This window comes from Listeria grandensis (genome assembly GCF_014322885.1).
GTDB lineage: Bacteria > Bacillota > Bacilli > Lactobacillales > Listeriaceae > Listeria_A > Listeria_A grandensis.
In genome coordinates this window covers 67,450-87,567 of sequence record NZ_JAASUG010000008.1, presented here as the reverse complement: position 1 = coordinate 87,567, position 20,118 = coordinate 67,450, and the positions used below count along the sequence as shown (strand labels likewise).

Sequence of the window (20,118 nt, the reverse complement as noted above, 5' to 3'; positions counted from 1 at the left end):
GCCCCTTTTTCAAAATTGGTATTAATTCGACAACAAGTGATTCGCCTTCTTGCTCACTTCGTACAACTCTTCATTTTTCTGATCCATCAAAATCGTGATTTCAGCCGCCTTTTTCTGGTATAACTTTTTGTAGCTAAAATACGGTAGCAACCAGCCAAGAACTCCTGGAATGGCGAAGATGATGGAAAGTGTGATGAGTCCGCTCGTAACAGCGAACACGGAACACGCCATACCAATCGTTCCCACTAAAGCAATGCCATACGCCACAATCCGCGCCGTCGTTTTTTTCGAACGCTCCAATTGCTCCATTTCATCCACACACGCGTCGAATTGTCGCTGCAATCTCGTCAATTCCGCCTTATTACGAATTTTCCGATCCCGCTTGAACTTAATTTTCAAAGTTGCTAAAGCTTGTACCGGCTTGGTGATGCTATCCAAATCCCAACCGAAATTAGTGTAGCCATCGACAAATAATGACTCTTTATCCTGATTTATCGTAATATCTGTGTACTCATAACCAACAAAGTCTGCTCTAGTACTCATATTCTGCACTCCCTTGCCTTCCTTGATACACCCATCTTAATAAACAAATGTTTGCGATTTGCATTTAAAATGTTTCTGAAATGTTAATTCGCACGCAAAAAAACAGTCCAGAATTCCTATTTCGAACCCAAGACTGTTATTCTTAATATCTAGCATTTAGCGTAACAATAAAAGTAGCGCCCTCGCCAAGCTCACTCATCACTGTAATTGTTCCGCCCATAAGTTTAATGACCTGCAAAGAAAGCGCCAACCCTAAACCATTCCCCTCTTTCGAATGCGAAGAATCACCTTGATAAAATTTCTCAAAAATCCGTTTCCTTGTCTCCTCATCCATCCCACAGCCAGTATCAGAAATCGCCACGCTTACAGAATTCTCCGTCGAGGTTTGCTTGCATCTGATAACACCACCTGGCTCTGTAAACTTCCACGCGTTGGACAGTAAGTTCCGCCAAACAATTTCCATTAAATCTGGATCGGCGTAAATGGATACTTGTTCTTCCATATCCACCTCCACGCTTATTCCCTTTTTCTCTAACAAATTGTCGAAAGAAAGAATCGTATCAGAAAGTTGGCGACACACATCATACGGTTCATCCGGCAACTGAATTCCCTGATTTTCCAACTTGTTCAGATTTAAAATGTTGGTTACCAAAACGGATAAACTTTGCGAAGCCGTAATAATTGTTTCTACATACTCTTTTCTTATCTCCGGTCCAATTTCCTCATTTTTAAGCGCCGTCGCGTAGTTTTGAACGATCGATAATGGGGTTTTGATTTCATGGGACACATCCGCTACAAAATTAGTTTTCATCGTTTCCAGTGATCCGAGCGCCTCCACCATTTTGTTGAAATCTTGGAACATCACATCGATATAATTATACTTATCCGCCTTATGCATCGGCTTCAAGTATACTGTGAAATCTCCCTCCGCCACTTGCTTTGTAGCCTGACTTAATTCGCGCATCGGTTTATCGAAAGCCATATATTTTTGATACCCCGTGAAAAAACAGAAAATCGCGGCAATGATCGCCCAATACAAAATATACCAACCAATATAAGGGCCTGATTCTTTTAAAATATCGGCGCCAAACATCACAGCTGGCAACATCGCAAAACCACCAAGCGCGAGCAAAACACCAATATATCCAATCCAAGAAAAGCGACTCACTTTTTTCAAGCTGCTAGCATTCATACTAAGACCGCCTTATATCCGATTCCATGCACCGTTACTATTTTAAAGTCCGTACACGCCGAGAATTTATTTCGGATTTTTGTAATATAAATATCTACTGCGCGCAGACTCGTCTGACTCTCTATTCCCCAAAATTCATCCATCAGTTGCGCCCGTGAAAAAGCCTGGTTTGGGTATGAAAGCAACTTATACAACACATTGAATTCGCGAACCGTAATCGGAACCTCTTGCTCACCAATCATTGCAGTGAGTGCCGCTGCATCCATGCGAAGCGTTCCAACAACTAGCTTCTGCTCTGTAGCAATATTCGCCCGTCTAAGCAACGCCGTCACGCGCAAAACAAGTTCATCAAGATCAATCGGCTTCACCATATAATCGTCTATTCCGATTCTAAAACCCTTTTGTTTCGCCGTTAAATCATCCCTCGCCGACATGAAAAGAATCGGAATATCCTTATCAAGCGACCGAATCGTCTCCGCAAATTCAAAACCATCAATCTTGGGCATCATGATATCCGAAATAATTAAACTATATCGATTGCTATACATTAAATCATAAGCTTCTTGCGGGTTTGTACAACCTTTCGCTCCGTAGCCATTACTAGAAAGGTACGCACACGCAATATGATTCAGCTTCACATCATCCTCAACCACTAAAATATTAATCAACATTCTCAACTCCTTGACCATTTTGATTCTATTATACACTTAAAATGTTGATAAATTGTTTCTACTAAAAAAAAGAGCCACTACCGCTCTAAGCAGTATTGACCCTACATAAAGTTATTTTATAGCCCCTAACATTTCAAAAACCTGATCCAATTTTTCAGTTGGAACTTCCGCAATCGCATCCCCGATGGATAACTCAAACCCGCACGTATCTCCAGGTTTCGTCTGTAAATACCCCGAACACCCTACACCCGTCTCCGCATGGATTTTTGCCAAGACCGGCTCGATAACTTCCGCAGACTTTTGAAAATGAACATGAAACATATTAGAAACAGGCACTTCCGGTACCGTGCTCACACCATTGCAAGCGTTAAACCTTTGCGCTAACTCCTTCGCCGCCTCATAGTATTGCCCCATTTTGCCGATGCGTTTATCAAAATAAAAATCAGCTGATAAAATATATGGATACAAACTAATTAAATCCCCGCCATAACGCCGTTTCCAAACCCTCGCCTCGTCCGTAAAGTCCGCACTACCAGCCAAGATAGCACCCGCGATACCGCCAATTCCTTTATAAAAAGAAACATACACACTATCAAACAGCGCACAAATCTCTTTTTCCGACTTGTTGTAATACGGCGTTACTTCCCATAAACGCGCACCATCGAGGTGAATCTTAATCCCGTTGTCATGACAATATTGCGAAATCTCCTCCAATTCAGCGAATGTTGGTAACTGCCCGCCAATTTCGCGCTGAGGCAACTCAATCAAAATACATGCAACTGGTTCGCTTAAATTCCGAATATCATCAATAGTTAGTAATCTTTCCGCCGTCCCAAGTAATAACGGCTCAATGGATTGCAACTCTTTTAAGCCATCTTGTTCATGAATTTCGAGATGAGAAAGCGGGTGATAAGCAATTTTTTTGTTATCTTTACGATCCGCCCAAATCCGCAGTGCAATTTGTTGCGCCATCGTTCCACTAGGGAAAAATACCGCTGTTTCCTCACCTAAAAACTCGGCGATTTTGCTTTCGAAATTCTCGATAACCGCGCCTTCCCCATAAATATCACTTTCTAGGCTCCCATCGACGGATTGGAAAGCATCTTGTAAAACACTTGCGTTACGCGGACCATGTTGGGATAGTTTGTACGTTGTTTTTTTGAATGAATCCTTTAATACATTATTCATGTGAATCTCTCCTCGTTCTTCAAATTGTAAGACTACGCTTTTCTATGTTTCATTTGATCTACAGCAAAGATGACTATCGGTAAGTAATTGAAAAAGAAACTGATTCGCTGACAAAAACCAATTTTGTCTAAAATCGGCAAATCATTGATCGCAGGTATTCGCGCTAAACCATAGACAGCAGCAGATATCAGACTAATGATTAGCAGAACCAAATACATTTTGCTACGGCTCGACAGTCCTTGTTTTCGATAAAGCAGCACTAAAAATAGCGGGAAAAGTAAAAAGCCGGCATAACCTAGACCTGAGCCAATATTGTGAACCCACGTTGAAAAAGTCCACGTTGCTTGCTCTGTATCTATGCTGAATAACCCAGTAAAAATGCAATCTCCAATACCGTATAAGCCAATCGCCGAAGCCAGCAAAATAGCCAGTGTCCGCGATGTTTTGCTAAACGTTTGATATATTGCCGGCAAAGCTAGGACAAACAATACCCCAGATACGACAGACCAAACTAAAAACGCGCCACGAACCGGACTTTCCACGTCGCCAAACACACTCATAACCATTGTCATTTGGTTCAAACCCGGATAAAAGATACCCAAAACATAAGGTGTCAAAAAATCGCTTAATACGCCCAATAATAGAAAATAAAATCCGTATCGCTTCAAAAATCCCATTCTTTCTCCTCCTTCCAGCCCCCCTGCTAAATCCTATCTTATCATTTACAACGCTCGATTAGAAATCAAACTTGTAATATAAGTGAAAAAATTCCTGTTTCCATGGTTATTCTCGATAATTCGAATCGTTTGGTTTATTTGTGATACGGTTCTGCGTAATATTTTTGGAATGTACTCTCATTTAACCAGGTTATAGATTGATATTATGTGAATATTGCAATGATAGTATTTTTACAGTAGCTTTACCTACTTTTTTCCTCTACAATGATATATATAAGGAGTGGTAAACGTGCAAAAATTATTTATTCTAGGCAATGGTTTTGATATAATGCATCGACTGCCTACTAAATATATTCATTTCCAAAATTTTTTACGTGAAAATTTCGAATATACACCCGATACCTTCGAAAGCCTCTGGGTTGAAGGGCAACAACTCCCCGATGGTGATATAGTTTATAATGAGGACGATGTTGTAAGAGTTATAGACAGTCTGATATCACAAACCAATTATAAAGATTCCGATTGGAATGATATGGAGCGGTCACTTGGCCTCTTAGACTATAGCTTAATTAATGATGACATCACAGATGTATACGATAAAGAAGGTACATTACATCCATTTCACACTGGGAACAATTACGAAGATGCTTACTCTGACCTCAAGGAAGTACTGCAAATGTTTCCTCATTTTTTTAAACTTTGGATTAGTAGCATAGACATCGAAAATAGTATTAATTTCAAAAACCATTATTTCCAAGAATTAATTGATATAAAAAATGATGTGTTCCTTACGTTCAATTATACTGAAACTCTAGAAATCCTATACAATGCTAAGAATATAACACACATACATGGTGTCCGAAGCAAGGAAAATTCCATTATCGTTGGTCATGGAAATGATGATACGGTGGATGAAGGTATCTATCACGAAGATTTTTACACAAATGAAATCCATCAATTCTTAAGAAAGCCTACTCAAAAAATAATTGATGAAAATCATATGTTTTATAGTAATTTAAGAAACATTACACAAATTTACTCAATAGGCTTCTCCTTCTCTGAAGTTGATTTAATATACATTCAGAATATATGTTCTAATACGGATACTAAAGGTATTACTTGGTATTTAAATATATATATAGATGATCAAGGAAATGATAACCGTAAAGAAAGAGAGTCCTATAAAGAGCATGCTATCAACTGTGGGTTCAAAGGTGATTTTGATACATTTGAACTCACGTAACATCAACAAGAAGAGGCTGCATATACCTTTATTTCTGCACTTATCGACTTAGCTATTCATAGTAGAGCTTTAATAGTCGCACCTATTATTATTCAAATTATAAAAATGTCTACAAAGGAGAAAACAAAATGGAATTTATACTTAATTCAAATGAACAACCTATGGTCGAAGAAATGCTTAAGCTCCATCCTGAAGAGTACTGTCTAATCCTGCTCACTTCTACAATGCTTCAGAAATCTATTATTGATGCCTCTAGTTTTAATCGTTTTCTGTTTAAAAGCGGAAACATCATTGATTATTCAACTCATCCACAAGGTGGAGAAAACAAGGTAATAAAAACTAGTATTCTTCTAGCAAATGAACCACACAAATTAGAAACTAGCTTCTATAGACCACATGCAAAAAACGGGGATCCTAGGTTTTGGATTTTAGGCTTGAAGCAACTACAATTAGTACAAGCTAATGATACGCTTTTTTTCACCATTAAGGATGGTAGGAAACAGATTTCATGGACTCTCCTTTGTAGTTCTTGAAAGCTTTTTGCTATCCGTGTTACCATCTGAAATGACGACCATTTTCCATGCTTCATACTGGCATGTTCGGACAAAAAATAGGTCTGCTAGCTTCTTCTTGGGAAGATGTTGGCTATAGCTTTTGTCCAATACTTGACGATGTAGCAACTGCATCCGTTCTTGTATTGCTTCTTCTGGAATAGTTCCCACACCTTCCAACCATAATGTTTCTTGAAAGTGTTCTTTATTGAAAATACATACATTTTTTCTCCTTTCTGCATAAAAATAGAGCCAATGCTTGTGTTAGACATTGACTCATGAATATAATATTTATTTATTTTTAGTTTTATTTCGATTTAGGGCTAACATGTATACCAGGACTATTCACTGCTAATAATTATCAACTCATACCATGTAGCGATTTCATTATCGGTACATGCTGTGGCTTTTATTACTACTCACAAAACATTTTTGAGAGCAGATTCTAACAACTCGTTTAACGATGAAAATTTATCAATGACATCTCCGCTTGGTTTATCTAATTCTAGAAAAGTATTGTTCATTTTGCTATAACAATACCAAGAAATATTGGAATCCCCAAAAAACACATAATCATCTTCCCATTCATTTTCATGCCATATTTCATTAGCTGCAATAAATCCATTATTGTTATCATTGGCATTGTAAATAACAAGCCCATCATAATCTAGACCATTCCTTATTTTAAGGAATGTTGCATAGTCAGAGAACCAGATGTCTCTAGACTGGTCATTAGCAGTTTGCTTTTTCAATTCCAAAATTTCAGCCTCAGTTGCAGGTAGCTCGGGTTCTTCGTCAAAAGATTTTTGTTCCTCCGCAATTTGTTTTAATATATCTAAAAACATCCTAAAAATCTCCTCAATATCTATTAATCACAGCACTTACTAGCTACTCAATATGCTAGTCTTACTTCGTCAATGCCAAATAATAATTATCGTCTTTCGACATTAATTGGAGAAATTCATATAGTGAATCAGCAATTTTCGTTTCATTATAAAATATAGGACTAGTATCTTCATCAGTTACTTTTATAGACATTAAAACTGTTTCATCTACCTCAAAAAATATGAGTTCGTCCCCCAAATCATCATATAAATCAATGTCAGGATAAAATTCATAATCATATTCTTTCATACGAAAATCTCTTACGGAAATTGGGTCCATTAATCGATTTATATTTCCTTTGGAACCTTTAATAAAACCACAGCCTACTTCATTATAAAATTCAATTAGTTCTTTGGGAAAATCAAACTCTAAGTCAGCCTGAGCTTCTTCGATCATTCCATCTCTTAATGGATAAAAATTATTTTCTTCTTTGTCTAGTAAAAATGAGTACTTCATCGTCATTTCGCTCCTTTAAACAATTCTTTTGCTGGTGCTCCAGCGCCGTGAATACCAGCTTGGTGTTCGTCTGGGAATTTGGCTGGATGCATATTCCACCACTCATGTTCGCCACCAAACGTATTTTCTATGATATGATGTGCATCATACGGATCTCCAACTTTTCTAACTGGTAATCCTGTTCTTTTAGATATTACTTCCTCAGTATATGTCGGCCAAGTCTGCTTCATTTTTAATTCCCACTCAGTAATAAGCGAATTTTTCACTGGTTTGAAACTGCTTCTGTGCGCTTTTGTTTCTGCTGGAGTCAGTTTCGTGTACTCTTTTGTTCGCAATGCGTCCTTTAGAGCATCTATTTGAATTTTAGCCAACTTACGGCTCGTCCTCTGTTCTACATCCTTAATATAACTTCTAACTAATCCAGAATTAATGGATTTTTTAATAACAATTGGTTCACCATATTCTTTGATTTTAAGTTCAGATTCAACCTTGCTAATATTACTTTTCTTGTAAACCATGCCGCGACCTTTGATAACAACCATACCAGTCATGACTCCTGCAATAATGGAGAAACTTTGCATCTTGGTTAATGGTTGATCTGGATTCAGCATATTGATGCCTTTAACCGCATTAAGCATATAATCGGTCATAAAGTCGCCTGATTCTTCATCGGCTAGTTTGATTGTACCATCTTTTATGGCATCGTTGTAAGCAATGGTTGCTTTTGCGCTTTCTTGATCGGTGATGCCATTTTTACTCAGCACCCAATAGCTGCCCTCCAACGTTTTTGTGTAGTCGTCAAAGTTATATTGCTTCGGCTTTTTCTCGGTTACCATGCCATCTAGCCAGCCCATATGTAGCGCTTTTGTGTTGAATGTGTGGCTGACGGTATTGAATGCTTTACTACTTTGAATTTCAGCTAAGCCTTGCTTCACTTGATACAACTTGCTCAGCACATCTTGCATGACATTTTGGTGGCTCATATCAAAGTCGAGATAGCGTTCAATGATTTGCATTTCATGCTGTAATTGCCCCATCGCCGTTTGCATCCCTAATTGCATACCGATTTGTTGCCCTAACGAGGAACCGCCAGCCATTGATTTCATCTTCACCAATAAGTCTTCATAGCGATTTTGACATTTTCGGACTTCGGCTTGGAGTTCTTGTAATTCATCGGAATCAATTCGCGCATTCATCGATGGATCAACCTGATTATGAAAATCGGTGGTGTATTTCTTGAGAATTTCTTCAGCATCGGTCATACATGCCTTGGTTGTATCGATAATCGGATAGTGCACTGTTTGGTAGTATTTCTTCGCGCTGTCTGCGATTTCTCCCTTGATGTCACCATCCGCTATTATTTTCGCGACTGCTTTTCGATAGTTTGTTAGTACGTCCTTTAATTTCTGGGACTCTCTTAGAAACTGCTCGACAAAATAACGTACTTCGCCTATATCAATGCGTGGCATCCGCTTTCGCCTCTTTCGCTCGTTCGACGTCAGCTTTTGCTTGTTTGTGTTCTGCTTGTAGCTGGTCATCTAAGTTGTAGAGTTTCTTTTGTGTCATGCGTTGTTCCTGCGCTAAATCTAATGCAATGGCGCCTAGTTTGTTCTCCGAGTGGTTTCCCCGCCATGCATTTCCAATTCGTGAAAGCAAATCATCTTGTTGACGTTTCAACTGTCTGAATTCACGCTCCACATCCTCTAATTCTCGTCGTTTCTCGATACTCCTTCGTACTGCTTCTTCCTGCTGTTTCATCCCTTCTTTTCACTCCTCATGTCCGTTTTTATTTCTCTAAATCAAGCGCTTTACTCCACATATCCGCTATCGCTTTCTCGGAGGCGACAAATGCTTGCTCGACATTTTTTAGATTTTGCACGTCCTTGTTGAACGCTTCTGGCATAGCTTGAATCATGTGCGCGGCGTCCATACTACTTTGTACCAATTGGCGTGCCGAACTCGTCGAATAAGACATCGTTGGTTGTAGATTGAACGATATATCATTGGCGCTACTGCCGATTTCTTTGGTATGCTCAGCTAAACGCCCGCTTGGTAATTGGATTTTCTTTGACATCGCTTTGCTTCCTTTCTAGTTGGATTTTCTGTGTAATAATTGGATCATACTCTCATACATATCCTTGATTATACCATTGATTTTATTGGAAAGAAAAGAAACGACTACAGTGTAAGAAACCAAAAGCAAGGTGTACCAGTCACTCTCGATACAGCCTCTCTTAATCCGAAACACAAAAATGAGGCGTACCAGTCCATCCCGATACAGCCTCACTTAACCCTGAAAAAACGAATCCAATTCACTACTTCCACAAACAGCTCCACAAAGCCATTCCCATCAAAAAAATAGCATCATTTATGATACGGTTCCCCACGATTAATCCGGAAAGCCCGATACACCTGTTCCACCAAAACCAATCTCATCAGCTGATGTGGCAACGTTAGCTTTCCAAATGATAATTTTTCATCACTTCGCTTTAGTACCTCATCGCTAAGACCTAAAGATCCGCCAATCACAAAGGCTACTTTGCTTTTCCCATAGGTAGCCAGTCGATCCAGTCCAGAAGCAAACTCTTCACTACTCTTCTGCTTTCCATCAATCGCTAGGGCAATCACATGCACATCATCTGCAATTTTCGCCAAAATTCGTTCTCCTTCTTTCGCTTTTACTTGCACCATCTCTGCTTCACTCAATATTTCCGGTGCCTTTTCATCTGGTACTTCTGTAATCGTAACTTTTGCATACGGACCGAGACGTTTTGTGTATTCCGCGATACCTTGAATCAAATATTTCTCTTTCAATTTCCCTACCGTTAAAATCTGGATATTCACAACTTATTCACCCTTTACTAACATTTTATCCACAGAATTTATCCACATACCCACAATCAATTTCTATATTTTGTGTCTGAACACTCGTTCCCCACTATATATATCGCTTTATTTTCACAGTATCCACAGGTTATCCACAGATTTTGAGAGTTGTTTACTAACTTGAATTCCGGGAACGTTTCTACCTCATAAATCCAGTCATCAAGCGCTTCTTCGATATGTTCCTCACAACTATAAATTGGCTTTTTCAACACGATTCCTTCTTTCTTGTTACACAAACTGTGGATAAACCTACTCAAAGGATGGGTTTATCTGGACAGCTACCTAATTATGATAAGTCGAATTAACCACATCGTCAACCAATACCTTACTCAAATTTAAACTTTTCTAATTAATTTGTCGATTTCAGGTCGGATTTCTATGTTTTTGTGTATTTTATTTCTAGTTTCTATCATTTTTTAGATAAATTATTCACTTATAAACTTATCCCCAGCATTTTAGATTATTACGCACAGTTTATCCACAAAATAAATATATATATCCACAGGTAAATCTATATTTCGTGCCCGAATGTACGTTCTCTACGACATATTGATTCCACAAATTATTGTTATCCACAAGTTATGCACAGAATAATAGCCTTTATAGATTTATGTTAATAACGCTTCTATACGTTATGGCACAAAGGGTTTCGTTTTATATATTCATTGCTTCTTATATTTTTATTCACATTACTATATTTTTTTGTGGATAACTTTCTCAACTTAAATATATGTAGATTTAGACAATTACAGCCCTGATCATTCTCTTCTACTCTCAGCTCGGCTTCATTTTGGATGAAACAGCATCCGCCACTAGCATAATCTCTGTCTCTTCAAATTCTACCATATCCACAAAAAAAGACCTAGAATCCATCTAGGCCCCATCCATCTCTAAAATAAATACAGCGGAATCTTCTTTGTCGTTACTTTACTCCCGATCTTACTCGTTATCCAAATCCACTTTGGTTTCGGGCTGTAAATCGGCTTCCAGTTGAAATTTATCAGTGCTTTCTTTTTCAGCGTTAATGGCTTCGTGAGCGCTTTGCCAGCACTGTCTTTCAGCTGAATCGTCTTAACTGATTTGTCGTTCACGGCCCACATGATTCCACCGCTGATAATGCCTTTTTTGTAGCTGGGCAGTTGAACAACTGTATCTAAATTGCTCCCAACATTTTGGAAAGCGCGACCGTTCAGTGTGTTTTTACCAATATATACGGTGCGAACAGTTGGAACGGGACGGATCGCGGTGCCTGCAACCACTTGTTTCACATTTTTACTAATAATCTTATTGTTCGCTACAGTCAGAAACGCGGTGTCAAAATAGGTCCGTTTACCGTTAATCACTTCTATCTTCTCGCGAACATCGATCAGCGTTTTATAGTATGTCGGGATGTCGCCGTTAATCCTAAACGTATTTTGACGAATCACAATCCCTGATGTCATCGTATTATCACTACTCCCACCAAAAATTCGAACGGGAAAACCAACATTTTGAGCGGTAAAATGATTGTTTTCAACTAGGATATATTTGGGTGGTGTCAGCGTGTTGCGCAATCTTGAGTTGAAGGTGATAAAGGAGAGCGTGTCCGGGCTATTGATCGTGACGGTATTATTGCGGTAAATAGCATGCTGGATGCCGCTCCCGCGAATTCCAGTGTATCCGACATATCGAGCGTTTTTTACGCCCCATTTCTGTTCGATTTTTTGGTTGTCGATAATCCGTTTTCCGTTGTTATTTTGAAGGTAGACGCTGTTTCCTGTCACAGATACGTAGTTATTTGCCGGACCATAACTGTCAATTCCACCGTCGACCATTTGATCCGGCGTTATTTTAGAGGCACGAGCGGCATTATAATGGTATCCGCCGAAACGCTCCATCCAATCGATGACTTTATTGTTGCGAATGTAGATTGGACCTCGAGCGGAGCCATTTCCTTGATACAGACTAATTCCTGAACGACCAGAATGCCGCACAATATTTCCGTCAATTCGCAAGTTATCTGTATAACTCGCCGTAACACCACTTTGTAATCCTGAATTTAATATTTGATTATTGGATATATTTACATTATTAGCCTTAGCGATACTTAATACGGCTGAACCGACTTTATTTGCGTTTAAAATCATGTTTTGCACCTGAATGTTGTTTTTTGTGATTTTTTTGTAGGTCGCGTGATAATTAGCGGTGGATTCTGCCTTAGTCACCGATCCAATCTCGAGCAAATTACTCTGGTACACATGAACATTGTGCTGCATAAAATCGTATTTTGGCATGTTTGCATTGTATTGAAGCGTGAAATTCCGGATTTGCAAGTTGTTGACAGTTGTAACGCCCTTACCGATTTCTGTCGTCATTGGCCCATTATTGAGCGTTATTTTAGAGTCGGCCGGATTGGTAGTTGCTCCAATCAGCGTGACATTTGATTTCAAAATAATACTTCCTGTCACTTCAAAATTTCCTTTTGGGATCGTAATAGCGGTTTTTGATGTGTTTATTGCCGTTTGTAAGGCTTGGGTGTTATATGCTTTGATTTCTGTCGTTGTCCCCGGTTTCAGATTTAATATCATAGCTTTTGCACTTGTGCCCGGAATGAATAACCCGACTATCAAGACAAACGCAAAACTTAAAAAAACTAATATTCCTTTTCTCATCTTCACTACCTCCAATTATCTAAAAATGTATAATTTTTATCATTTATTAGCAACCTAATTTTTACCTTACATTTTATAAAAATGGCTTGTTTACTTATCTGAATCTATTTCCCCGTTCCAAAACCTATGTAAACCTTCGTGTAATTGTGAACAAATGTGTCTAAATTGTGAACAAAACAAAAAAACCGAGCAACGAAGGGGTATTAGCACCCTCATTACTCGGTTTTTGAAAATATGATAAGGTTGAAATTTTATTGATCAGGAGTTCCCTCAGAACCATGTACCGCTTCTGGCTCTGCAACTTCACTCGTTGTCTCTGGCTCATCTGCAACACGTGGCGCAGATACGGTCGCGATTACTTCTTCTACATCAGTAATCACTTCGTAATCGGCATTTTTAGGGATGTCTGATACGGCGATGGAATCACCAATATCAAGATCTGTGATATCGACTTCGACTACTTCTGGTAATTTATCTGGTGTAGCGGAAACAGTGATTTCATATAAAACTTGTTGTAAGACGCCGCTAGATTTCACGCCTTTGGAATCACCAACTAAGTTGATACTCACATTTGCTTCTACTTCCTCAGACATGTTTACCGCTAGTAAATCGATGTGCTCGATGTCCCCCTTTAATGGGTCTATTTGGTAATCGTGTAATAGTACATTTAATTTTGCTCCGTCAACCGTTACTGAAAATACGGAATTTCGGCCGTTATCTCGAACTGCTTTAATAAATGTTAAAGAGTCTACGGATACTGGCACGTTTTCTGCCTTGTAACCATAAATAACACCTGGAATTCTACCTGCATTACGGATAGACGTTATGTTCGAATGCGGTTTTGTTTCTCTTTTTTGGACCTCTAATGTTGTTGCCATAAAAAAATCACTCCACTCATTCAATTTATGTTGTACACCTCCATCATATACCCTTTCTGAAAAAAAATGAAACAATAAGGGTTTACGTTGCGCTATTTAAGGCTAAAGATAAAGAGAATTCTTTTTAATAAAAACTGTGTTATAACGCTTACATCTTTTTTATGTAACACTTTTGAGACTTCAAGTAGTTCAAGGTTTCACAAATGAAGGTTACGTGTTATACTGTACTAGTAGATCGTATTTTTGAAGGAGGAATTTAAAAATGAAAGATCATCAAAAAATCATTTTGGTTGGAGACGGAGCAGTTGGTTCTAGTTATGCATTTGCTTGTGTGAATCTAAATATCGGGCAAGAGTTCGGGATCATTGATATAGATAAGGATAGAACGATTGGGGATGCGATGGATCTAAGCCACGCAGTACCTTTTTCAGCTCCTAAGAAAATTTACTCGGCAAACTATAGCGATTGTCACGATGCGGATATCGTTGTTGTCACGGCTGGTACGGCGCAAAAGCCTGGGGAAACAAGACTTGACTTGGTGAGCCGTAATATACGTATTATGAAATCGATTGTGGATGAGGTTATGGCAAGCGGTTTTGACGGTATCTTCTTAGTTGCGTCGAACCCTGTTGATATTCTTACTTATGCGACCTGGAAATTCTCTGGTCTGCCAAAAGAGCGCGTGATTGGTTCTGGTACGAGTCTCGATACGGCGCGTTTCCGGATGTCGATTGCGGATTATTTGAAAGTCGATGCGCGTAATGTCCATGGTTACATTCTTGGTGAGCATGGCGATACAGAGTTCCCAGCTTGGAGCCATACAACGGTTGGTGGACTGCCAATTATGGAATGGATCGAGGAAGACGAGCAAGGCGCGATGGATACGATTTTTGTTAGCGTTCGTGACGCAGCTTATGAGATCATCAATAAGAAAGGCGCAACGTTCTACGGGATTGCAGCGGCACTTGCCCGGATTACAAAAGCGATTCTGAATAACGAAAACGCGATTTTGCCATTATCTGTATATATGGACGGGCATTATGGCTTGGATGACGTGTATATCGGTGCGCCGGCTGTCGTGAACCGTAAAGGTGTGCGCCACGTTGTTGAGATGAAACTGAATGACGTGGAAAAAGAACAAATGGCGAATTCAGCAGCGACTTTGAAAAAAGTGTTGGATGATGCGATGAAAGATTATTAATAGTAAGCTTGAACCTAGTTTCATATTTTGCACAAAAAACACCTGATTATGTACTGAACCAGGTGTTTTTTGTTTGCTTAGAATTATTTTTTGATTACTTTTGTATCTAATAGTTTACCAGCTTTGTCAAAAGCTTCTACGATCATCGTGTCGCTTTGACTCTTTAATTTATCCAACATATAAAATTTGAATGTGCCCTCTGGGTTTATTGTTCCGCCCTTATATAGAAACATTATTTAAATATTGGTTTTGAGAAGCGTAACTTTGCTCGATTATATTTTGAAATTGGCTTCCACCTTTGTATCGTGGCGATCCATTTTCTTCTGTACCATAATTGAAGTCTACTGCCTCCATTTGGGCAATTTCTGTGCTCGCATTACTAGAGGGATTAGTGAATACGAAGAATACGTCTTGGTCGCCAGTCATTTTAGATATCGGTATAATATTTGATGTGCTTATGCTCGATTTTTTCAATAACTTACTTCCAATTTTCGCACCTTCTGAGCTCCCCAATCTAACTTCTACTGTCACATTATCGTAGGGTGATTTGGCCATCAGTTCTATTTCGCCAATGTTCTTGTCCATGTTAACATTTTTAAAAGAGACCCAATTCTGATTGGCTATATTCGTTAAAAATAATTCTTGGCTAGCGTTCATTGCATTGATTGCGCCATAGCTTGTGTCATAAACCTTAGCTACTACCTTTCCTGTCAAAATGGGCTGTTCTCCTGTTAAACTATGGTATACATTATTGGCTAAAATAGCGGCGCCTTTGCCATTAGGATGAACACCATCTGGTATGAATTCTTCTGCTCCTAGTGAGGCTGTGTTATTATCTATTATGGAAACATCGACTCCTGCGCGTTCGGCAGTTTCAACTATTTTTGGCAGAATTTTTTCGACATTACTTGGATTAATCAAATAGGCTGCTTTAAAAACTTTTGGGGGTAATGAGATGTACACAATTGGTTTTGTGCTTAATGATTTGTATTGATTTATTAATTTCAGATAATCATCCACGTAGTTATTAATTTTAGAATAATTGGTCGGTTTAGCGTCGTTGGTTCCTAATTGAATGATTACCGCGTCTGGATTCGAAGCTAAACTATTTGTGTATTCGCTTGTTTTGATATAGGGATCATTTCCGCTTTCTAACAATGTCTTGCCACTATTTCCGAGATTCATCACGTTGTATTTTGGGCCTAATCGATTGTTCAATTGTTTTGGATATCCGTTCACAGTGGGACTTTCCACATTCATTCCGTATGTGATGCTGTCTCCAACCGCAGCTATATTAATTGGTTTGCTGTTTGAAAAAACATGTACGATTGCTTTGACTGCCTGATTGCTCGTTATTGTTTTACCTGTGATTTCATATTTCCCTGTTTTCTCGAATATTTCGGGTGCTGTCGGATTCCAATGAACAGCTACTTTGGATAGTTTATACTGGTTATTTGCTTCGTTCACTTCTTTAGGTAATTGGATTTCTGTTCCTACGGTCGTCATTAGATTTACAGTAGGAATGAAAGATGCCTCGGAAGCTTGTGGGGTAAATGGTACTAAGCTAAATATCAGGATTGCTACACTTAGAAGAATTGAGATTCGAGTTATTTTTTTGATAGGCATAGTGTGCTCCTTTCATTTTTTGAAAAAGAGTTTGAGACGTAGCCTCGTTAAATCTGCTGGCTCTGTCCCAAACTCTCTATTCTAGCTTATCACCTTATTTTGCTACGACTGTTTTTGTATCTAATACTTTACCTGTTTTGTCTAGTGCTTGAATTTCAATGACATCGCCTGCTACGATTGTTTTACCAAGTACGTAGAATTTGAACGTACCATCCGTATTGATTGTACCGCCGCCAGTGTAAAGAGTTCCTGCAACTGTTACTTTAAGTGACTTCACATCACCTGTAAATGTTCCAGTAATGTTTTTACCACCAACTGTAAAAGTATCTGGTGTGATTGCTCCTTTTGTTTCTACTACTGCTGCTTTTAATTTGATAACTTTTGTATCTAATTGTTTACCATCTTTGTCAAATGCCTTCACAGTAACTACGTCTGTAGATGCTTTGATTTTATCTTGGCTGTAGTAAGTGAATGTACCATTGCCCACTGTTCCGCCTTTGTAAGTTGTTACTGTTTCTCCGCGTTTAACATCCACTGTAATCGAAGCTACATCGCCTGTATATGTTCCAGTAATGTTCTTGTCGCCTGGGATTGTCATTTCTTTTGGTGTAATTGTACCTGCTGAAATAGCTGTATACTTCACTTGTTGTCGTGACAATTCTTTACCTGATTTGTCGTAAGCTACCATAGTTACTACATCTGTTTTCTTGATTTTTTTGTCATTTACATAGAAGCTGAATTCACCATTTTTTAGTGTCGCACCATTAAATTTGTTGTCTTCGCCATTTAATAACATGGATATACTAGCAACGTCACCTGAATACGTTCCTGTGATATATTTATCGCCAATTGTGAATTCATTTGGTTTTACTGTACCTGTTGTTGGTGCTGCTAACAATTCTTTGGCTTTATTTAGGTTGTTTTGTAGTGCTGCTTTTTTCGCTGTATCTGTTACTGCGTCTACAGCTTTTTGTGCGTCATCAATTGCTTTTTGGTTTGTTGTTGGTTTAACTGCGTTTGTAGCTGGATCATTGCTTGTGAATAACTCGTTTACTGCTTTTGTTGCTGCTTCTTGTTTTGCTTTTTCTGCTGCTGCATCTAGTAAGCTTTGTGCTTTATCCAAGTCTTTTTGTAGTGCTGCTTTTTTCGTTGGATCTGTTACTGCACTTACTACTTTTTGTGCGTCATCAATTGCTTTTTGGTTTGTTGTTGGTTTGATTGCATTTGATGTTGGTAGGTTGTTTGTGAATAACTCGTTTACTGCTGTTGTTGCTGCTTCTTGTTTCGCTTTTTCTGCTGCTGCACCGTCTGTTACTGCATCTAAAAGTGCTTGTGCTTTATCTAGGTTTGCTTGTAGTGCTACTTGTTCAGTTGGGTTTTTCACAGCATCAACTAGTTCTTGCGCTTCATCGATTTTTGCTTGGTTTGTTGTTGGTTTGATTGTGTTTGTTGTTGGTTTATTGCTGGTGAATAAGGCATTAACTGCTTCTTCTGCTACTGCTTTGTTTGCTTTTTCTGCTGCTACCGCTGCGTCAAGTAAGCTTTGTGCTTTATCTAAATCTACTTGTAGTGCTGCTTTTTTCGCTGGGTCTGTTACGCCATCAATTACTTTTTGCGCATCATCAATTGCTTTTTGATCCGTTGCTGGTTTGATTGCACCTGTTAGTGGGCTGTTGTTTGTGAACAATTCATTGACTGCTTTTTCTGCTACTGCTTGTTTTGCTTTTTCTGCTGCTACTGCTGCATCTAAAAGACTTTGGGCTTTATCAAGATCTACTTGTAACTCTACTTGTTTTGCTGGGTCTGTTACTGCATTTACTACTTTTTGTGCATCATCAATTGCTTTTTGATTCGTTGTTGGTTTGATTGCATCTGTTGCTGGGTTGTTACTTGTGAATAAAGCATTTACAGCGTTGTCTGCTGCTACTTGACGATCTTTTTCTGCTTGATTCAAAGCGTTTTTAGCATTTAAAAGTGTTTGGGCACGGTTCAAGTTTCTTTGTAGTGTAACTTGTGCTGCTGGATCTTTTACAAGGTCTACTTGGATTTGCGCTTCATCAATTTTTGCTTGTGTTGTTACATCTTTAATTGCATCTGTTTTTGGTGTGTTATCTTTGAATAATTGGTTTACAAGATAGCCTGCAACCGCTTGTTGTTCTTTATCTGCTTGATCGGCACTACCGCGAGCGTCTAGTAAGGCTTGTGCTTTGTTTAGGTCAGCTTGTAGTGCACTTTTAGTCGCTGGATCAACAATAGCATTAATTGTTGCTTGTGCGTCATCGATTGCTTTTTGGTTTGTTGCTGCTTTGATTTCGTTACTTGCTGGTGAATCATTAACAAATAATTCTTTCACTGCTTTGTTTGCTACTGCTTGTTTTGCTGATTCAGATTGTGAAACATCGCGTGTTGTTAGTAGTTCTTTAGCTCTGTCTAGGTCCGTTTGCATTTGTGCTTTTTTCGTTGGGTCTGTTACTTGATTTACTAGAGCTTGTGCTGCATTGATTGAACCTTGCGTTGTTTCTGGTTTAATTACGTCTGTGCTTGGTGAGTTATTGTTGAAAAGTGCATTTACCGCAATTCGTGCGTCGTCATCTTTTTTCTTGTTGTCAGCATCAAGGACGCTTTGCGCTTTATTTACTAAATTAGTTAGATTTGTTTTTTCGGTAGAGTTTGGTACATTGGCCGCTAGTGCTTTTGCTGCGTTAATGTCACTTTGCGTTACGTTCGTACCCAGTTTTGTGAATGTGCTGTCGCTGAACAAGTTGTATACCGCTTGACCGTATGTGTTAATTGCTACGCCTGTGTTACCTGATGTGTTCAGAGTAATTGTTGATATTCCAGCGCGTTCATAGGAGCCATTTGGGTTTAACGTTCTTAATTGAATCGTTCCGCCATTTAGAGCTTTCAGGTCAACAGTGTAATAATCATACGTACCTTTCGTCAAGCTTTTATATCTATCAAAAGTTTGGCCATTCGGAAGGATTACTCGAATTCCGTAGTTTTTCCACACGAGTGTCATATCGATGTAAAGAACATCATCTGTGATTTGAACTATTGGAAAATAAATATTTTGACTGCTAAGATCTAAAAATACGTTTTGGAATTTGTTGCCGTTGTATTCGTAAACTGGTGTGGATGCTACTTGAATTCCTTCTGCCGCTTGAGCTGGATTTGCGAAAACATTAAATGGAGTTACCACACTCGCTCCGATGATAGATGCTACTGTTAGCGTGCTTACTAATTTTTTGATTTGTTGCTTTTTCATAAAAATAATACCTCTTCCTTGTTTTAATATTTGTTGAGTTCACCAAACTTGGATACTCACTAACTTGTTATCTTGGCGGTGACTACACTTATTAGTATAGAGCAGAAATTAAAGTCTGTTTTCTACTAATATAGAAACGAAACCACTTGTTCTTGAACCTTTTATGACTTTCTTTTTAATGCTTTATTTCGTGATTATTTTGGTT

General features: G+C 38.7%; 20 protein-coding genes. 3 read left to right on the top strand and 17 right to left on the bottom strand.

The window, feature by feature from the left end:
• Positions 1-21: 21 nt before the first annotated feature.
• From HCJ54_RS11670 to HCJ54_RS11650, 5 genes are all read right to left on the bottom strand, one after another.
• Positions 22-543 (bottom strand): hypothetical protein, encoded by a 522-nt coding sequence (locus tag HCJ54_RS11670; protein ID WP_187137760.1) that lies wholly within the window; start codon positions 541-543, stop codon positions 22-24.
• Between the two features lie 142 nt (positions 544-685).
• Entirely contained in the window at positions 686-1,735 is a 1,050-nt protein-coding gene (locus tag HCJ54_RS11665) for a HAMP domain-containing sensor histidine kinase (protein WP_187137759.1), read from the bottom strand.
• Positions 1,732-2,406, bottom strand: coding sequence for a response regulator transcription factor (locus tag HCJ54_RS11660; RefSeq protein ID WP_241433295.1), 675 nt, complete (start codon positions 2,404-2,406; stop codon positions 1,732-1,734). The genes HCJ54_RS11665 and HCJ54_RS11660 overlap by 4 nt, the downstream gene beginning before the upstream one ends.
• Before the next feature lie 111 nt (positions 2,407-2,517).
• On the bottom strand, positions 2,518-3,594 hold the full coding sequence (locus HCJ54_RS11655; RefSeq protein WP_185526088.1) for a threonine aldolase family protein: 1,077 nt from the start codon (positions 3,592-3,594) through the stop codon (positions 2,518-2,520).
• Between the two features lie 32 nt (positions 3,595-3,626).
• Positions 3,627-4,271 (bottom strand): DUF998 domain-containing protein, encoded by a 645-nt coding sequence (locus HCJ54_RS11650; protein WP_036066030.1) that lies wholly within the window; start codon positions 4,269-4,271, stop codon positions 3,627-3,629.
• A 289-nt stretch (positions 4,272-4,560) separates the two neighbouring features.
• Here HCJ54_RS11650 and HCJ54_RS11645 point away from each other — a divergent pair, with 289 nt between their 5' ends.
• Both HCJ54_RS11645 and HCJ54_RS11640 read left to right on the top strand, forming a co-directional pair.
• Positions 4,561-5,514 (top strand): AbiH family protein, encoded by a 954-nt coding sequence (locus tag HCJ54_RS11645; RefSeq protein ID WP_187137758.1) that lies wholly within the window; start codon positions 4,561-4,563, stop codon positions 5,512-5,514.
• A gap of 128 nt (positions 5,515-5,642) precedes the next feature.
• A complete protein-coding gene (locus HCJ54_RS11640; RefSeq protein WP_187137757.1) occupies positions 5,643-6,047 on the top strand; it encodes a hypothetical protein in 405 nt (134 codons plus the stop codon).
• A gap of 437 nt (positions 6,048-6,484) precedes the next feature.
• On the opposite strand, the gene HCJ54_RS11635 is transcribed toward HCJ54_RS11640, so the two are convergent.
• The 9 genes from HCJ54_RS11635 to HCJ54_RS11595 all read right to left on the bottom strand — a co-directional run bounded on the left by HCJ54_RS11635 (position 6,485) and on the right by HCJ54_RS11595 (position 13,821).
• Positions 6,485-6,910 (bottom strand): YrhA family protein, encoded by a 426-nt coding sequence (locus tag HCJ54_RS11635; protein WP_187137756.1) that lies wholly within the window; start codon positions 6,908-6,910, stop codon positions 6,485-6,487.
• A 61-nt stretch (positions 6,911-6,971) separates the two neighbouring features.
• Positions 6,972-7,406 carry an SMI1/KNR4 family protein gene (locus HCJ54_RS11630; RefSeq protein ID WP_187137755.1) on the bottom strand — a complete coding sequence of 145 codons (435 nt, stop codon included), beginning with the start codon at positions 7,404-7,406 and terminating at the stop codon, positions 6,972-6,974.
• A 2-nt stretch (positions 7,407-7,408) separates the two neighbouring features.
• Positions 7,409-8,875 carry a T7SS effector LXG polymorphic toxin gene (locus HCJ54_RS15590; protein ID WP_187137754.1) on the bottom strand — a complete coding sequence of 489 codons (1,467 nt, stop codon included), beginning with the start codon at positions 8,873-8,875 and terminating at the stop codon, positions 7,409-7,411.
• Positions 8,862-9,164 carry a hypothetical protein gene (locus tag HCJ54_RS11620; RefSeq protein WP_187137753.1) on the bottom strand — a complete coding sequence of 101 codons (303 nt, stop codon included), beginning with the start codon at positions 9,162-9,164 and terminating at the stop codon, positions 8,862-8,864. Before HCJ54_RS11620 ends, HCJ54_RS15590 begins: the two co-directional genes overlap by 14 nt.
• 28 nt (positions 9,165-9,192) lie before the next feature.
• Entirely contained in the window at positions 9,193-9,480 is a 288-nt protein-coding gene (locus HCJ54_RS11615; RefSeq protein ID WP_187137752.1) for a TIGR04197 family type VII secretion effector, read from the bottom strand.
• Between the two features lie 290 nt (positions 9,481-9,770).
• Complete coding sequence (rlmH, locus tag HCJ54_RS11610; protein ID WP_185410984.1) at positions 9,771-10,250, bottom strand: 23S rRNA (pseudouridine(1915)-N(3))-methyltransferase RlmH; 480 nt, start codon at positions 10,248-10,250, stop codon at positions 9,771-9,773.
• Positions 10,251-10,306: 56 nt separating this feature from the next.
• Positions 10,307-10,504 (bottom strand): CxxH/CxxC protein, encoded by a 198-nt coding sequence (locus HCJ54_RS11605; RefSeq protein WP_342354465.1) that lies wholly within the window; start codon positions 10,502-10,504, stop codon positions 10,307-10,309.
• 678 nt (positions 10,505-11,182) lie between these two features.
• Complete coding sequence (locus HCJ54_RS11600) at positions 11,183-12,943, bottom strand: pectate lyase family protein (protein ID WP_187137750.1); 1,761 nt, start codon at positions 12,941-12,943, stop codon at positions 11,183-11,185.
• A 251-nt stretch (positions 12,944-13,194) separates the two neighbouring features.
• Positions 13,195-13,821, bottom strand: coding sequence for a 50S ribosomal protein L25/general stress protein Ctc (locus HCJ54_RS11595; RefSeq protein ID WP_187137749.1), 627 nt, complete (start codon positions 13,819-13,821; stop codon positions 13,195-13,197).
• 262 nt (positions 13,822-14,083) lie between these two features.
• Between HCJ54_RS11595 and HCJ54_RS11590 the strand changes: the two genes are divergently transcribed.
• Positions 14,084-15,022, top strand: coding sequence for an L-lactate dehydrogenase (locus tag HCJ54_RS11590; protein ID WP_187137748.1), 939 nt, complete (start codon positions 14,084-14,086; stop codon positions 15,020-15,022).
• Positions 15,023-15,105: 83 nt separating this feature from the next.
• Here HCJ54_RS11590 and HCJ54_RS15730 read toward each other — a convergent pair whose 3' ends face one another.
• The 3 genes from HCJ54_RS15730 to HCJ54_RS11580 form a co-directional block, all read right to left on the bottom strand.
• Entirely contained in the window at positions 15,106-15,201 is a 96-nt protein-coding gene (locus tag HCJ54_RS15730; RefSeq protein ID WP_425324806.1) for a hypothetical protein, read from the bottom strand.
• Positions 15,202-15,241: 40 nt separating this feature from the next.
• On the bottom strand, positions 15,242-16,648 hold the full coding sequence (locus HCJ54_RS11585) for an SGNH/GDSL hydrolase family protein (protein WP_187137747.1): 1,407 nt from the start codon (positions 16,646-16,648) through the stop codon (positions 15,242-15,244).
• Between the two features lie 94 nt (positions 16,649-16,742).
• Positions 16,743-19,913 carry a toxin Cry1Ac domain D-VI-related protein gene (locus tag HCJ54_RS11580; RefSeq protein WP_187137746.1) on the bottom strand — a complete coding sequence of 1,057 codons (3,171 nt, stop codon included), beginning with the start codon at positions 19,911-19,913 and terminating at the stop codon, positions 16,743-16,745.
• Positions 19,914-20,118 lie beyond the last annotated feature (205 nt).

Excerpts from the sequence above, each read along its gene's own strand:
- HCJ54_RS11660 (WP_241433295.1), bottom strand. The coding sequence starts at position 2,406 with ATGTTGATTAATATTTTAGTGGTTGAGGATGATGTGAAGCTGAATCAT.
- HCJ54_RS15590 (WP_187137754.1), bottom strand. The coding sequence starts at position 8,875 with ATGCCACGCATTGATATAGGCGAAGTACGTTATTTTGTCGAGCAGTTT.
- HCJ54_RS11590 (WP_187137748.1), top strand. The coding sequence starts at position 14,084 with ATGAAAGATCATCAAAAAATCATTTTGGTTGGAGACGGAGCAGTTGGT.
- HCJ54_RS11640 (WP_187137757.1), top strand. The coding sequence starts at position 5,643 with ATGGAATTTATACTTAATTCAAATGAACAACCTATGGTCGAAGAAATG.
- HCJ54_RS11595 (WP_187137749.1), bottom strand. The coding sequence starts at position 13,821 with ATGGCAACAACATTAGAGGTCCAAAAAAGAGAAACAAAACCGCATTCG.
- HCJ54_RS11615 (WP_187137752.1), bottom strand. The coding sequence starts at position 9,480 with ATGTCAAAGAAAATCCAATTACCAAGCGGGCGTTTAGCTGAGCATACC.
- HCJ54_RS11600 (WP_187137750.1), bottom strand. The coding sequence starts at position 12,943 with ATGAGAAAAGGAATATTAGTTTTTTTAAGTTTTGCGTTTGTCTTGATA.
- HCJ54_RS15730 (WP_425324806.1), bottom strand. The coding sequence starts at position 15,201 with ATGTTGGATAAATTAAAGAGTCAAAGCGACACGATGATCGTAGAAGCT.
- HCJ54_RS11665 (WP_187137759.1), bottom strand. The coding sequence starts at position 1,735 with ATGAATGCTAGCAGCTTGAAAAAAGTGAGTCGCTTTTCTTGGATTGGA.
- HCJ54_RS11630 (WP_187137755.1), bottom strand. The coding sequence starts at position 7,406 with ATGAAGTACTCATTTTTACTAGACAAAGAAGAAAATAATTTTTATCCA.
- HCJ54_RS11650 (WP_036066030.1), bottom strand. The coding sequence starts at position 4,271 with ATGGGATTTTTGAAGCGATACGGATTTTATTTTCTATTATTGGGCGTA.
- HCJ54_RS11655 (WP_185526088.1), bottom strand. The coding sequence starts at position 3,594 with ATGAATAATGTATTAAAGGATTCATTCAAAAAAACAACGTACAAACTA.
- HCJ54_RS11580 (WP_187137746.1), bottom strand. The coding sequence starts at position 19,913 with ATGAAAAAGCAACAAATCAAAAAATTAGTAAGCACGCTAACAGTAGCA.
- HCJ54_RS11620 (WP_187137753.1), bottom strand. The coding sequence starts at position 9,164 with ATGAAACAGCAGGAAGAAGCAGTACGAAGGAGTATCGAGAAACGACGA.
- HCJ54_RS11585 (WP_187137747.1), bottom strand. The coding sequence starts at position 16,648 with ATGCCTATCAAAAAAATAACTCGAATCTCAATTCTTCTAAGTGTAGCA.
- HCJ54_RS11670 (WP_187137760.1), bottom strand. The coding sequence starts at position 543 with ATGAGTACTAGAGCAGACTTTGTTGGTTATGAGTACACAGATATTACG.
- HCJ54_RS11635 (WP_187137756.1), bottom strand. The coding sequence starts at position 6,910 with ATGTTTTTAGATATATTAAAACAAATTGCGGAGGAACAAAAATCTTTT.